This is a genomic window from Kingella bonacorsii, assembly GCF_016623605.1.
GTDB classification, from domain to species: Bacteria; Pseudomonadota; Gammaproteobacteria; order Burkholderiales; family Neisseriaceae; genus Kingella_B; species Kingella_B oralis.
In genome coordinates this window covers 445,104-458,404 of the sequence record NZ_JAEHNZ010000001.1, presented here as the reverse complement: position 1 = coordinate 458,404, position 13,301 = coordinate 445,104, and the positions used below count along the sequence as shown (strand labels likewise).

General features: G+C 55.6%; 14 protein-coding genes and 1 pseudogene. 13 read left to right on the top strand and 2 right to left on the bottom strand.

Annotated elements, in window-relative coordinates; genetic code table 11:
- Positions 1 to 21: 21 nt before the first annotated feature.
- A complete protein-coding gene (locus JDW22_RS02355) occupies positions 22 to 507 on the bottom strand; it encodes a CoA biosynthesis protein CoaBC (protein ID WP_200521540.1) in 486 nt (161 codons plus the stop codon).
- Between the two features lie 254 nt (positions 508 to 761).
- Here JDW22_RS02355 and JDW22_RS02350 point away from each other — a divergent pair, with 254 nt between their 5' ends.
- From JDW22_RS02350 to JDW22_RS02290, 13 genes and pseudogenes are all read left to right on the top strand, one after another.
- A complete protein-coding gene (locus JDW22_RS02350) occupies positions 762 to 2,411 on the top strand; it encodes an FAD-binding protein (protein WP_200521539.1) in 1,650 nt (549 codons plus the stop codon).
- 436 nt (positions 2,412 to 2,847) lie between these two features.
- Complete coding sequence (locus JDW22_RS02345; RefSeq protein ID WP_200521538.1) at positions 2,848 to 3,183, top strand: YbaB/EbfC family nucleoid-associated protein; 336 nt, start codon at positions 2,848 to 2,850, stop codon at positions 3,181 to 3,183.
- A 45-nt stretch (positions 3,184 to 3,228) separates the two neighbouring features.
- Positions 3,229 to 3,726: a 5-(carboxyamino)imidazole ribonucleotide mutase gene (gene purE, locus JDW22_RS02340; RefSeq protein ID WP_200521537.1), complete on the top strand. Its 498-nt coding sequence runs from the start codon at positions 3,229 to 3,231 to the stop codon at positions 3,724 to 3,726.
- 92 nt (positions 3,727 to 3,818) lie between these two features.
- Positions 3,819 to 4,499 carry a suppressor of fused domain protein gene (locus JDW22_RS02335; protein WP_200521536.1) on the top strand — a complete coding sequence of 227 codons (681 nt, stop codon included), beginning with the start codon at positions 3,819 to 3,821 and terminating at the stop codon, positions 4,497 to 4,499.
- A gap of 92 nt (positions 4,500 to 4,591) precedes the next feature.
- Positions 4,592 to 5,611, top strand: coding sequence for a ferrochelatase (gene hemH, locus JDW22_RS02330; RefSeq protein WP_200521535.1), 1,020 nt, complete (start codon positions 4,592 to 4,594; stop codon positions 5,609 to 5,611).
- 84 nt (positions 5,612 to 5,695) lie between these two features.
- Positions 5,696 to 6,478: a hypothetical protein gene (locus JDW22_RS02325; protein ID WP_200521534.1), complete on the top strand. Its 783-nt coding sequence runs from the start codon at positions 5,696 to 5,698 to the stop codon at positions 6,476 to 6,478.
- A 114-nt stretch (positions 6,479 to 6,592) separates the two neighbouring features.
- Positions 6,593 to 6,931, top strand: a complete 339-nt coding sequence (locus JDW22_RS02320) for a P-II family nitrogen regulator (RefSeq protein ID WP_003795185.1) — start codon at positions 6,593 to 6,595, stop codon at positions 6,929 to 6,931.
- 58 nt (positions 6,932 to 6,989) lie between these two features.
- A complete protein-coding gene (locus JDW22_RS02315) occupies positions 6,990 to 7,481 on the top strand; it encodes a DUF456 domain-containing protein (protein ID WP_200521950.1) in 492 nt (163 codons plus the stop codon).
- Positions 7,482 to 7,514: 33 nt separating this feature from the next.
- Positions 7,515 to 7,769, top strand: coding sequence for a hypothetical protein (locus JDW22_RS02310; RefSeq protein WP_200521533.1), 255 nt, complete (start codon positions 7,515 to 7,517; stop codon positions 7,767 to 7,769).
- Between the two features lie 208 nt (positions 7,770 to 7,977).
- The gene (locus JDW22_RS02305) at positions 7,978 to 8,376 is read left to right on the top strand and encodes a hypothetical protein (RefSeq protein ID WP_200521532.1); all 399 of its coding nucleotides are present in this window, start codon (positions 7,978 to 7,980) and stop codon (positions 8,374 to 8,376) included.
- Between the two features lie 49 nt (positions 8,377 to 8,425).
- Positions 8,426 to 9,280 carry a CAF17-like 4Fe-4S cluster assembly/insertion protein YgfZ gene (gene ygfZ / locus JDW22_RS02300; protein ID WP_200521531.1) on the top strand — a complete coding sequence of 285 codons (855 nt, stop codon included), beginning with the start codon at positions 8,426 to 8,428 and terminating at the stop codon, positions 9,278 to 9,280.
- Positions 9,281 to 9,282: 2 nt separating this feature from the next.
- The gene (locus JDW22_RS02295; protein ID WP_200521530.1) at positions 9,283 to 9,765 is read left to right on the top strand and encodes a DUF4442 domain-containing protein; all 483 of its coding nucleotides are present in this window, start codon (positions 9,283 to 9,285) and stop codon (positions 9,763 to 9,765) included.
- Positions 9,766 to 9,829: 64 nt separating this feature from the next.
- Positions 9,830 to 11,405: pseudogene (locus JDW22_RS02290) on the top strand (phosphoethanolamine transferase).
- A gap of 226 nt (positions 11,406 to 11,631) precedes the next feature.
- Here the strand turns inward: JDW22_RS02290 and JDW22_RS02285 are convergent.
- Positions 11,632 to 13,257 (bottom strand): C69 family dipeptidase, encoded by a 1,626-nt coding sequence (locus JDW22_RS02285; RefSeq protein WP_200521529.1) that lies wholly within the window; start codon positions 13,255 to 13,257, stop codon positions 11,632 to 11,634.
- Positions 13,258 to 13,301 lie beyond the last annotated feature (44 nt).

Below are 13,301 nucleotides of genomic sequence, written 5' to 3'. Positions count from 1 at the left end.
GCAACCTGAAACCGCTCTTGCTTACGCCGCAACGGTTTCATCGTTAAACGCAAAATTGGGTTGAATTTTGCCATCCGCTAGCACGAGAAATTCGTCCACGCCTTTAAACGCGAAGTTCACATAGGCGGTTTGCAGTTTCACATATTCGGCATCGGCTTCGGTGCGCCCGCCGCGGCTCAGGGCCATGTTTACATGCCCCATGTGCGATGCGGCGTGCCCCACTTCGGCGGCGGCCAAAACATAGGCGGATTGCTCGGGGGTCATGTCGCCCACTTCTTCGGCGAGCTTGGTGAGCTTTTTGAACCACAGTTTCGCGCCTTCGTCGGTGCCCAGCTCGCCCGACACAAAGCGGCGCATGTGGTCAATCGCTTGTTTTACCGTGGGCAGGGCGCGTTTGTGGGCGTAGCCGATGTGTTGTTCCAATAGGTCGATGGCTTGCACCAAGCGGCGGTATAGCTCGGGCAGGGGCGTGCTGTCGGATACGGTGAAAAGCAGTTTTTTTGACATGATTGTGTTCCTTTTGGTGGGTTGTCGGTTGGCAATGCGGCGCAATCATAGTCTTTTGAAATTTCGTTTTCCAAGAATGGTTTTGAATATTCGTTATGCCAAGCGGCGTTCTAAAAGATATGAAAGAAAGGCATAAAGGCAGCCTGAAAAGCAGGTTGGCACAGCGAAAGCGGATAAAGCCCACCATCCGTTGTAAAATTCGCCTTTCCCTTTCTACCCATCCAAGCCGTTTTCAGGCTGCCTCAACATCCACCATGAACCGCCGCCAATTCCTGCAAACCACCGCCACCCTCGCCACCGCCGCTTCCGCATCATGGTTGGGATATCGCTATCTCTCGCGCCCGCCCAGCATCACAGTAAACAAAGTCGGCTTGCCGCTTGCCCACCTGCTGCGCGACCAGCAACTCAACGCCGCCCCCAGCCGCGAACACGTTTGCGAAACGCTGATTTTGGGCAGCGGAGCCGCCGCGCTTTCCGCCGCGTGGCACTTCGCCCGCAACGGCTACACCAATTTCTGCCTCGCTGAAGGCTTTGAGCGCAACGGCAACAACGCCGCCTACGCCTATTCAGGCAGCCTGAAAACGCCCTTAACCGCCCCCAGCGGCGCGCACTACCTTGCCCAGCCATCCGCCGAAAGCAGCCACATCCGCCAAATGCTCGCCGATTTCGGCATCCTGCAAGGCTATGATGACGCAGGCAAGCCCATCTACCGCGACACCGACCTTGTCAACGCCCCCGATGAACGCCTGCTGATTAACGGCGCATGGCAAGACGGCATCATCCCCCAGCCGCACGACCCCGATACCCGCCGTTTCTTCGCTCTAATCGCCCAACTGTTGCACGCACGCGGCAGCGACGGGCGCAAAATCTTCGCCATCCCCATCGCCCTATCATCGCAAGACCCCCAATGGCGCGCGCTAGACCGCCAAACCTTCGCCCAATGGCTCGCCACCCAAGGCTATCAATCTCCCCGTCTGCTTTGGTATTTGGATTACTGCTGCCGCGACGATTACGGGCAAGGTATTGCCCACGTTTCCGCCTACGCAGGGCTGCACTACTTCGCCGCGCGTGGCAACGAACACGCCCCCGTGCTCACATGGGCAGACGGCTTAAACCACCTATCCGAAGCCCTACGCGCCCACGCCAAAATCCAAAGCCACGAGCAACTGCCCAACACCCGTGAACTCACATTCAGGCAGCCTGAAAGCTATCCCTACGCCGCCAGCCACATCGCCGAACACAGCGACCACGTTCGCATCACCCTGCGCCACATCCACACAGGCGACACACGCAGCATCCGCGCCCAAAACGTCATTTGCGCCATGCCGCTCAACATCGCCCAACGCATTATCCAAAACCCCCAGCGCTACGGCTTCGCCCCCGATTTCAGGCTGCCCCCATCCGCCCCGTGGCTCATCAGCAACTTCGTACTCCACAGCTTCCCCGCCGAACCCAAGCGCAGCGAATTAGCATGGGACAACATCGTTTACGGCAGCCAAGGGCTAGGCTACGTGGTCGCCAGCCACCAACGCATCCACGTCGCCCGCCCCAGCCACACCATTTTCACCGCCTACACCGCGCTCAACCACGACAGCCCCGCCAACATCCGCCGCCAACTGCTTGCCGCCGAAGCCCGCGACCTACTAGACATCGCCGCCCAAGACCTACTCACCGCCTACGGCAAAACATTCTGGCAACACGTCGCCCATGTGGACATCACCGTCCGCGCCCACGCCATGAGCGTGCCCAGCGCAGGCTATCTCACCCAGCCCACACTACTCACCCTGCGCCAACACCAATCCCGCCTGCACTTCGCCCACAGCGATTTAAGCGGCTACTCCGTGTTTGAAGAAGCCGCATGGTGGGGCGTGGAAGCCGCCCGACGCATACTCGCCCAACGATAAAGGCAGCCTGAAAACGCTACCACCCATTTTTCAGGCTGCCTTATCGTGTCAACAAAAGGCAGCCTGCGTAGCGAAGCGGAGTTGCGAAGCTAAAACCCAACCCAATGGAGCGTCGGCGGCTCGCCGACATAGCTGTTTACCCCTCCCATCATTGTTTACACCAACCACGTAGGGTGTGCAGCTCCGCTGCGCACGCCGTTTGCCCAATCTTTGCCGCCCCAAAGGCAGCCTGAAAAAACAAAATCGTTTGATGTTGAGCCAAACGATTTTTGCTGAATAGACCGATTTTCAGGCTGCCTCATCCCCCAACCCATCCCAAACCACCCCCTATTAAATAATGCTATAATCGCGCCCATTTCATGCAGCCTGAAAACCCCTAAAACCCCTTTTCAGGCTGCCTTATTCATTCCCATCACACCATCCACAGGAGCACACCATGTTCGGCAAAGCAGGACTCGGCGGCTTGATGCAACAAGCCCAAAAAATGCAGGAAAACATGAAAAAAGCGCAAGCAGAACTCGCGCAAACCGAAGTAGAAGGGCAAGCAGGCAACGGCTTGGTCAAAGTAACCGCCACGTGCAGCCACGTTGTCCGCAAAATCAGCATCAGCCCCGATTTAATCAGCGAAGCCGCCGACGACCCCGAAATGCTAGAAGACCTCATCCTCGCCGCCATCAACGACGCGCACGAAAAAGGCGAAGCCGCCACTTCCGCCAAAATGGTGCAGTTCACCCAAGGCCTGCCCGCAGGCATGGGCGATTTCTTCAAATAAGGCAGCCTGAAACCCCGTTCAGCGTAGCGAAAAGGATAATCCGCCATGGCAAAAATAGGCATCATCATGGGCAGCAACAGCGATTGGCACATCATGGAACACGCCGCCAAAATGCTGCAACAATTCGGCGTGGACTATGAAGCCCAAGTCGTTTCCGCCCACCGCACGCCCGATTTAATGTTTGACTACGCCAAAACCGCGCGCGAACGCGGTCTGCAAGCCATTATCGCAGGCGCGGGCGGCGCGGCGCATCTGCCGGGCATGGTGGCGGCGCAAACCACGCTGCCCGTGCTCGGCGTGCCCGTGCCCAGCAAATACCTGTGCGGCGAAGATTCGCTGCTGTCCATCGTGCAAATGCCCAAAGGCGTGCCCGTTGCCACCTTTGCCATCGGCGAAGCAGGCGCAGCCAACGCCGCCCTGTTTGCCATTGCGTTGCTTGCCAACCAAGACAACGACTTAGCGCAAAAGCTGGCAGACTTCCGCGCCCAGCAAACTCAAAGCGTGCTGGCGATGACCTTGCCGCCCGTTAGCGCATACCAGTGAACGCGGTTTAACCCAAGCCCACCACGCTGCGCCATAGCCTGTGTAGGCAGCCTGAAAACGGCAAGCAGCCTATTTCGCCCAAGGAGAATCCCATGACCGAAGCAGAATACCGCGCCCAATTCAGCGAAGACGAAGCCGTAGGCTGGAACGCCATAGATGTCGCCATTGACGCCCTTTATCCCAACCAAGAACCGCGCCACTACGGCACCATCGTCAAATACATGATAGGCGGCGAAGACCCACTAGACGGCGTAAGCATCTACGATTGCGAAGAGCAGCAGTTCCACCGCCATCTGATTTCCTACGGCATGAGCGAATTGTATTTTGACCCCGAAAGCGCCGAAGCCGATTTCAGCAAATGGGGCTTTGAATTTACCTGCCGCATCGCCCCTGTTACAGACGACAAAAACCAAAACGGCGCAAACCATGAGCCTATATGGGTGATTAATGTGATGAACAACCTTGCTCGCTATGTGTTTGACAGCGGCAAATGGTTTGAACCCTATCACTTTATCCCTGCCAACGGGCCCGTGCGGCTGGACACCGACACCGCCATCGTCGGCATCGCCTTCGCACCCGACCCCAAGCTGCCCGAAATGGATACGCCCAACGGCAAGGTGCAGTTTTTGCAAATGGTGGGGCTCACCCAAGCCGAGTTAGACTGGCTGTGGCAAGAACCCAAAACCTACCGTTGCCAAGAGTTAATTGACAAAATGCGCGAAGATAATCCCTTGCTGATTATGGATTTAACCCGCAGCAAAAGCTATGTGTAATTCATAGCAGAGGCAGCCTGAAACGAAGTTCAGCGTAGCTAAAACCGCCTCACACTCCCCATCAACAACGCCGCCTTGCGCGGTTTTAAACCATGAATTTTCACCCCGAATTTTCCATCCCCCTTGCCGAACAAAACCAAGTTGGCGTGTTGCTTGTTAATCTGGGCACGCCCGAAGCGCCCACGCCCGAAGCCGTGCGCCCCTTTTTGCGCGATTTTTTATCCGACCCGCGCGTGATAGAGCTTTCCCCTTGGCTGTGGCAGCCGCTGCTGCGCGGTATCATCCTGCCGTTTCGCAGCCGCCATGCCGCGCGGTTATACGAAAAAATCTGGCTCAAAGAAGGCTCGCCGCTCAAAGTGTTCACCCACCGCCAGCTGGAAGGCCTGCGCGAAAGGCTGCCTGAAAATATCCATTGCGCCTACGCCATGAGCTACGGCAAACCCAGCATCCACGAAGCCATGAGCACGCTCAAAAGCAAAGGCGTGGGGCGGGTGATTGTGTTGCCGCTATATCCGCAATACGCAGGCAGCAGCACTGGCGCCGCGCTGGATAAAGTGTTAGACGAATTGGAACACGAGCGCAACCAAATGTCGGCGCGCACCATCGCCCGCTTTTATTACCACGCAGGCTACATCCGCGCCCTTGCCCAACAAATCACCGCCTATCGCAAACAATACGGCGCAGGCGAAAAACTGATGTTTAGCTTCCACAGCATCCCGCAAAAACACAGCGATTTGGGCGACCCCTATGCGCAAGAATGCCGCGAAACCGCCCGCCTTGTTGCGCTGGAATTAGGCTTAAGCGAGCAAGACTACATTGTTTCCTTCCAAAGCCGTTTTGGCGGCGGCAAATGGCTAGAACCCAGCACGCAAACCCTGTTTAAAGAATTGCCACGCAAACACAAAATCACCAAGCTAGATGTTATCTGCCCTGGTTTTGTGAGCGATTGCTTGGAAACCATGGAAGAAATCGCCATCCGTGGGCGCGAGCAATTCCACGCCGCAGGCGGCACGCAATTCCAATACATCCCCTGCTTAAACGACAACCCCGCATGGCTAGACGCATTAAGCGATATTGTGAAAGAAAGCGGTGCAGGCTGGATTAAAGCGTAACTCCATTTTCAGGCTGCCTGAACGCAATAGGAAGCCTGAAAACGTAACCATGCTGCCCATTCATTGCAACCCAGCGAATTCATCATGAAAAAACCATTGCTTGCCCTTGCGCTATGCGCCAGTTTAACCACCGCCCAAGCCGCCGAGCCATTTGTTGGGCACTACCACAGCGGCGGCGTGGATTGGGCGCAAAATCTTATGCTGATGGACAACAATCGCTTTTGCTTCGCGCTCATCGCAGGTAGTTTAGACCTGATAACAGGAGGCACATGGCAAGCCAGCAAACAAGGCAACATCAGCACCATAGAGCTTACAGAAACGCGCCTCAAACTGCCCGATTTGTTGCTGGCAGCCACCAGTAGTGGTAGACAAGCCAAAATCGGCAAAAAACGCGCCATGATGTTCTCGGCTTATGAACTGGATTCTGTTTTGTCAGCTCATCAAATCCGCTACGCATTCAGCCACAGCGACACGCCCCCCCAAGCCAAGAATTACACCCCATTGCCCGATACCGACAAAATGGCATCCTATGTTGTCGTTCCAGACAACGCCCAATATGTTTTTATCCGCACCGATTCCGATAGCCCTGTTTATCGTTTTCACATGGGCAAAAACCGAAATGTCGCGCTGATGCCCAATTCCCAAGCGCGCCACGACCCTTTTAATATCACTCTTGTTTACAACCATCAAACTCATTTTTTAGGCAATACGCGTTCCCCAACAGAATGGGGGCAGCCTGAAAAAGTTTCGTCAGAAACGCAAGAGCAAGCATGGCAACAATGCCAGCCCAAAGCAATTGAAACCGTGCGCCAAGTAACCAGCAGCGAGCCTACTCTTGTGGAACCCGACATCCTCCCAGCACACTGATTTTCAGGCTGCTTCTTGAAAACGCATCGCCATACCGTCATGCTGGGAGGCAGCCTGAAAACGAGCAAAGCAAGTTTCAGCAAAACCAAAACCCTTTAACCCCAAGGATGCCCCATGAAAAAAATTGAAGCCATCATCAAACCCTTTAAGCTCGACGACGTGCGCGAAGCGCTCACCGAAATCGGCATCACAGGCATGACCGTAACCGAAGTCAAAGGCTTCGGGCGACAAAAAGGGCACACCGAAATCTATCGCGGCGCAGAATACGCCGTTGATTTTTTGCCCAAAGTGAAGCTGGAACTCGTGTTGCCCGACGACATGGTGGAACGCGCGATAGAAACCATCGTAGAAACCGCCCGCTCGGGCAAAATTGGCGACGGCAAAATCTTTGTTTACCCCGTTGAGCAAGTTATCCGCATCCGCACGGGCGAAACCGACCACGCCGCGATATAGGCAGCCTGAAACGCAATTTCAGCCAAGCAAAAACTTATCCCAGCTATTTCACCCGCCCATGACCCTGCTACTCATCACCCTCGCCATCATTCTGCTTGCCCTCGGCGCAATCGGCACAATTTACCCCGCCCTCCCCAGCCTGCCGCTGATGTTTGCAGGCGCGTGGCTGATGGGCTACGCGCAGGATTACGAAGTCATCGGCACAACTACCTTGCTGGTGTTGTTTATCGTCTCCGCCTTTGGCTTGGCGATGGATTTTGTGGCGGGGATGCTCGGCGCAAAATACACGGGCGCGAGCAAAGAAGCCCTGTGGGGCGCGTTTATCGGCGGCGTTGTGGGCGCGTTTTTTGTGCCAGCGGGGTTGATTCTCGGGCCATTGCTGGGCGCAGCCATCGGCGAGTTTGCCGACAAACGCAACCTGTGGCTGGCAGGCAAAGTGGGCATCGGCGCGTTGGCAGGCTTTATTGTCGGCACCGTTGCCAAAGTGGGCGCGGCGCTGGGCATCGTGTTGATTATCTTGGCGCAATATATTGTGTACTGGCTCGCTTAGGCAGCCTGAAACCTTATTTTTATCATTAAAGCCATGCCCACCTACCGCCTATCCATCAACGATTTGCTCCGCGCCTATGCCGATTTAGACCAAGCCGCCGAAGAAATCGCCTATTTCGCGCAAGCCCACAGGCAGCCTGAACCCGCATTTGATTTAGATACGCAGCACAGCAACCCGTGGTATAACGCTCTAGTGGTGCAGTTTTCCGCGCTGGATGCGGCGCAGCAACGGCTGTGGCAGCAATACCTCGCCGAGCGCGATATTGAGATTTTTGCCCCCGCAGAATAGTTTTCAGGCTGCCTCAAACAGCCCAACACGATAACCCTTTTCATGGCGTTGTGCCGCCATACCCACGCCGTGTAGCCCAAACATCCGCAGATTAAATCCGCTTTTCAGGCTGCCTCAAACACCTGATGCAGCCTGAAAACGGTTAATCCCAAAACACAACCCCTTTTTCAGGCTGCCTAACTGCCTTTCAACTCCCTCAACCACCACCATGACCACCCTCCACACCCTAGCCCAACGCCACATCCCCCAAATCACTCACCTCCCCGACGACACCGAAGAAACCCTAGAAGCCGAATGCACCCTGTGGGCAGCCGACAGCACCCTGCTGATTGACAGCGACACTGCCCCCAGCATCGCCGCGCTAGAAGCCGTCTCCGCCCAACTCACATGGCTAGACCAACATCAAAGCGACATCCTGCAACTTATCGCCGCAAACAGCCGCCTAGCCGCCCCCAGCCAGCCCCAAATCGCCTACGCCGCCTTTTGGTTGGAAGACGGCACCAGCTTTTGCGACTTCGCCGTCTGCGCCGCCAACTGGGGCGAGCAGCTTGCCGAATGCGCCCTAGAAAACGGCGCATTAACATTCAGCCAAATCAGCACCCCATAATACCCAAAGGCAGCCTGAAACCCATTAACCACACACAAAGGAAACCATCATGCAAACAACCCAACTCCCCTTTTTCGCCGTTATCCGCGCCACAGGCAGCGATGCCGCCGATTTTCTGCACAACCAATTCTCCAACGACATCAAACACCTGCAAGCCAACCAAGCCTGCTACGCCACCTACAACACCCCCAAAGGGCGCGTGATTGCCAACCTGATTGCGCAAAACACAGGCAACGAAATTCTGCTCGCCCTTGCCGCCGATTTAGTCGAAGCCGTGGTCAAACGGCTAAAAATGTATGTGCTGCGCGCCAAAGTGCAATTTGAAATCCTGCCCGATTGGGGCGTTGCAGGCAGCCTGAAAGCCGATGCACAACCGCAGCACCCCAGCGAGCCGCAACTGGCGTTTGCCGTAAACGAACAAGGCGAAATCCAACTGCCACACACAGGCAGCCTGAAAATCGCCCCACGCGATGAACTGCCCGCCTACGATGCCGCCGCCGAAGCCGCGTGGCAGCAACACGAAATCCTAAGCGGCTACCCGTGGATTTGCGCCGCCACCAGCGAAACTTGTGTCGCCCAAATGCTCAACCAACACACCATCGGCGGCGTGCATTTCCGCAAAGGCTGCTACCCCGGGCAAGAAGTCATCGCCCGCGCCCAATATCGCGGGCAAGTCAAACGCGGGCTTGCCATCGCCACCAGCCCCGCCGCCCAAAGCGCAGGCGCAATGGTGCAAGACGAGGCAGGCGCAGAAGCAGGCATCGTCATCAACACATCAGGCAGCCTGAATTTGCTCGTTATCAAACACAGCGTAGCGCACAGCCCCCTGCGCGATGCCGCAGGCAACGCCTTTGCCGTGCAACATCTATTTTTCTCAACCAGCGACAACGAAAACAAGGAATAAACATGGCAGCCCTGCCCCGCAAACTCCCCAAATCCGCCGCCACCCTGCGCCGCCGCATGAACCTTTGGGCGCCGCTGCGCTATTCAGGCATCGTGGTTACGCATATTTCGCCCGATTTCACCCACCTGCGCGCCAAACTGCGCAACCTGCCCTACACCCGCAATATGAACGGCAGCCAATTTGGTGGCAGCCTGCTTTCCATCACCGACCCCATCTATTCCGTGATGCTGCTGGGCGCGCTGGGCGATAACTATTATGTGTGGGACAAATCCGCCGCCATCGATTTCATCAAACCAGGCTTCGGCGAAGTGTACCTAGACTGCAAACTCAACTACGACGACGTAGAACGCATCCGCGCCGCCACCGCAGGCGGCGACAAATACCTGCCCGAGTTCACCGTGCGCCTGTTTGACCAAAACGACGAAACCATCGCCCTCGCCACGCGCGTGATTTACATCCGCTTGAAAAAAGAACTTCGCCCCTAAGCGTTTTCAGGCTGCCTTTGGCGTATCAATAGCAGCCTGAAACCGACCCCTCCCGTTTTCCGTTATGAAAAAATCGCTATTTATCGTATTGGCATACAGCACGCTGCTCACATTGAGCGAGCTGGCTTACCGCATTGGTGTTCAACATTCCCCGGCTCAACGCAGGTCAAACTGCGGAAACATTCGCGCTGATTGCGGCTTTTGCCGCCGCGTATCTGTTTGCCCGATACCGTGCCAGCCGCGTTTTGATTTTCGCCTTTTTCGCGGCAAGCATGATAATCAACAATATCCACTACACGGTTTACCAAAGCTGGATAACGGGCATCAATTATTGGCTGATGTTCAAAGAAATCACCGAAGTGGGCACCGCGGGCGCGTCGATGCTTTCGCTGGTGTGGCTGCCCGTGCTGTGGGCGCTGGCGGAAAGCGCGCTGTTTTTCAGCTTGGGCAGATTCCGCCGCAAAACGCACCGCCTTGCCGATTTCGTTTTTTTCGCCGCCATGGCGCTGATTGCCGTGCGCTCGTTCAAAACCACCCAAGAGCACGGCATTTCCCCCAAGCCCACATACAGCCGCATTAAAGCCAATTATTTCAGCTTCGGCTATTTCGCCGGCAGAATCTTGCCCTACCAAATCTTCCATTTGAGCAAAGTGCCCGTTTACAGCCACCCCGCGCCCGCCAAAACCGCCAGCGCCGACAGCCCGCAAAACATCATCTTGGTTATGGGCGAAAGCGAAAGCGCGGCGCATCTTAAAATGTTTGGCTACGAGCGCGACACCTCGCCGTTTGTCGACAGCCTGAAAAACCAGCCCTCCGCCATCGTGTTGCCCGCCTATTCGGCAGGGATGATGACGGCGGTGTCGCTCCCCAGCTTTTTCAACGCCATCGCCCATGCCAACGGCTTTGAGCAAATCAGCAGCGGCAAAACCAATATGTTCCGTCTCGCCAAAGAGCAGGGCTATCAAACCTATTTTTACAGCGCGCAGGCGAGCAACGAAATGGCGATTTTCAACCTGATTGGGCAGCGCTGGATAGACCATCTGGTTCAGCCCACGCAAATGGGTTACAGCGGCAGCCAAAACATGCCCGACGACAAGCTCATCCCCCTGTTTGAGCAAATTGATTTAACGCAGGGCAAACACTTCATCGTGTTGCACCAGCGCGCTTCGCACATCCCTTATGGCGCGCTGCTCGCCCCGCAGGACAATGTGTTCGGCACGAATACGGCGGTGGACAAATACGACAACACCATCCGCAAAACCGACCAATTCATCCAATCCGTTTTAACGCGCTTGCAGCGGCAGCCTGAAAATAACTGGCTGTTTGCCTACACATCCGACCACGGGCAATATGTTCACCACGATGCCTACAACCAAGGCACCAACCATCCCGACAACTATACCGTTCCGCTGGTGTTGTACAGCCCGCACCCGCCCACGCAGCAGCTGACGCAACGCACGTTTGCGCCCTGCGCCACCGCGTATCACCAACAGCTTGCCACCCTGCTGGTTCACAGCATGGGCTACGATATGCCGGTTTCAGGCTGCACCGAAGGCTATGTAACCGGCAACCTGCTCACGGGCGATGTCGGCAGCCTGAAAATCGAGCGCGGCAAAGTGCAGTTTGTCGCGCCCAAATAAAGCGGTGCGAACGTTGCGGACAAGCTGCCGTCCTGTTTTCAGGCTGCCTAGGGCGTATCCCGTTCGGCAGCCTGAAAACCATAAAGCAGGCATTGGTGAACATAGTGGCAGCCTGAAAACGCAATGGATGCTCCATTAACTGTTTTCAGCAACCGTTTTCAGGCTGCCTATCACCAAAAAAGCCCGACCATTGCCGGTCGGGCTTTATTTATCTCCATCGCGCCGATTATTTGGCGGTAACGCCTTCCGATGCGTTTTCTGTTTTCACAGTGTCCGCTTTTTGCTTGTCAAACTTCTGTTGCAACACGGCAATGGAATCGTCTTTGCCGCCTTTGGCTTTAATCGTTTGCATCATTTGTTTTTCCACGGCTTTCATTTCTTGGAACAGTTTTTCCGAACGCGCAATCGCGTCGCGGGTTACTTCGCCGCTCAACGCTGCCGCTTGGGCATCGGTTTTGCCGCGGTATTTGGCATCGCGCGCGCGTTGCTCGGCTTCCTCGCGTTTTTCCAGCGCCATCCATTTTTGCTTGATGCTGCTGCCAAACAAGTTTTGGTTTTGCATCACCATTTGGTCAATATGCCATGCCACCCAGTAGAACGAATCGGGGTTGTAGGTGAAATCTTGCGGTTTAAACGATGGGTGCGTGTCGGTTACTGTGCCGTAGAACGGGATATACGGCGTGTTGCGCGATGGGGCGTTGCTCAACCACAAGATTGATGCCATAGACGCGGGCAAATCGGGCTTGATTTGGTAGATATGCGCGTCAATCACGTTTTCGTTGCCGGGGGCGAATTTATAGGTGTCGCCGTCATACGCCGCTTTCACTTCAGGGCGACCGTCTGCGCCGCGTTTGTCGTATTGGTCGTCTGGGATAAAGCCTTCTTTCAGCGTTTCAAAGCGGTTGCGCTGAATGGCGATGGCATCGGCAAGCGAGTATTTTTGGTTGGGATTGCTGGGGCTTTGCAGCAATTCAAAGTGGTGGTCAAAATAGCCAATTTTGGATTGCGGATCAAGCAGCTTCAAGCCAGCGTAAGCGCGGGAGCGGTTGCGCGCGGCGTAGTGGTCGAGGTTATACGAATTGGCAACGTGGAATTTGCCGTTTACTTCGCGGTAGTGGTTGGCTTTGCGGGCTACGTTTTCCAAATCTTTGGAGACGATGTAATTGCCTTTGCCCAGCTCATAGGGGTTGCCCATAAAGAAGGTGTTGGGGTAGATGGAATATTTGTCGTCGGGGTATTTGATGGCGGCGTATTGGTGCCCCGATAGGATTTCCATGTACCACAGCTCGTTTTTATCGGCGATAACGATAATATTGCCTTCGGCTGAGCCTTTTTCGTCCAACACTTTGGCAACCAATTCAATGCCTTCGCGGGCGGATTTCACGCGCGGCAGCACCAAATCCACCAGCGCGGCTTCCGCCAAGCCGTTTTTCACCAGCGGGTCGATTGCTAGGATTTTGTCGTGAGGCGTGGCGGAGGTGGTGGCGGTCATGGTTACGCCGTATTCGTTTTGCCCGTGCGCGCCATACACGCCCTCATCGGTGTCGCGGCTGGCGTCGGGCACGGAGGTGTATTTGAACTCGTGCGCCAGATGCGGGTAGGTGAAGCCTGTGGAGCGGTCTTTAAGCTCGCTGCCTGCGGGGTAGTCTTTGGCGGGGGTTACGATGTAGTTTTTATTGTGCGCCCCAGGTTGCGGCAGGAAGGGGTAGTCTTCGGTGCGCCCGTAAAGCACCGAACCATCGGTGGTCAATTTTTTGCCGATGATAAACGAAGAGCAGGCTTCGGCAGCAGGCGCGGCAAGCAGCGATAAAACCAAAGCGGATAAAACGGTTTTTTTGAATGCGGATTGCATGATTGAATCTCCTTGTGATAATTATTTGTTTGACGTGGAGATTT

Coding starts and splice junctions, on each gene's coding strand:
- JDW22_RS02285 (WP_200521529.1), bottom strand. CDS start 13,257: ATGCAATCCGCATTCAAAAAAACCGTTTTATCCGCTTTGGTTTTATCG.
- purE (WP_200521537.1), top strand. CDS start 3,229: ATGGCAAAAATAGGCATCATCATGGGCAGCAACAGCGATTGGCACATC.
- JDW22_RS02310 (WP_200521533.1), top strand. CDS start 7,515: ATGCCCACCTACCGCCTATCCATCAACGATTTGCTCCGCGCCTATGCC.
- JDW22_RS02325 (WP_200521534.1), top strand. CDS start 5,696: ATGAAAAAACCATTGCTTGCCCTTGCGCTATGCGCCAGTTTAACCACC.
- JDW22_RS02305 (WP_200521532.1), top strand. CDS start 7,978: ATGACCACCCTCCACACCCTAGCCCAACGCCACATCCCCCAAATCACT.
- JDW22_RS02345 (WP_200521538.1), top strand. CDS start 2,848: ATGTTCGGCAAAGCAGGACTCGGCGGCTTGATGCAACAAGCCCAAAAA.
- JDW22_RS02355 (WP_200521540.1), bottom strand. CDS start 507: ATGTCAAAAAAACTGCTTTTCACCGTATCCGACAGCACGCCCCTGCCC.
- JDW22_RS02295 (WP_200521530.1), top strand. CDS start 9,283: ATGGCAGCCCTGCCCCGCAAACTCCCCAAATCCGCCGCCACCCTGCGC.
- hemH (WP_200521535.1), top strand. CDS start 4,592: ATGAATTTTCACCCCGAATTTTCCATCCCCCTTGCCGAACAAAACCAA.
- JDW22_RS02315 (WP_200521950.1), top strand. CDS start 6,990: ATGACCCTGCTACTCATCACCCTCGCCATCATTCTGCTTGCCCTCGGC.
- JDW22_RS02350 (WP_200521539.1), top strand. CDS start 762: ATGAACCGCCGCCAATTCCTGCAAACCACCGCCACCCTCGCCACCGCC.
- ygfZ (WP_200521531.1), top strand. CDS start 8,426: ATGCAAACAACCCAACTCCCCTTTTTCGCCGTTATCCGCGCCACAGGC.
- JDW22_RS02335 (WP_200521536.1), top strand. CDS start 3,819: ATGACCGAAGCAGAATACCGCGCCCAATTCAGCGAAGACGAAGCCGTA.
- JDW22_RS02320 (WP_003795185.1), top strand. CDS start 6,593: ATGAAAAAAATTGAAGCCATCATCAAACCCTTTAAGCTCGACGACGTG.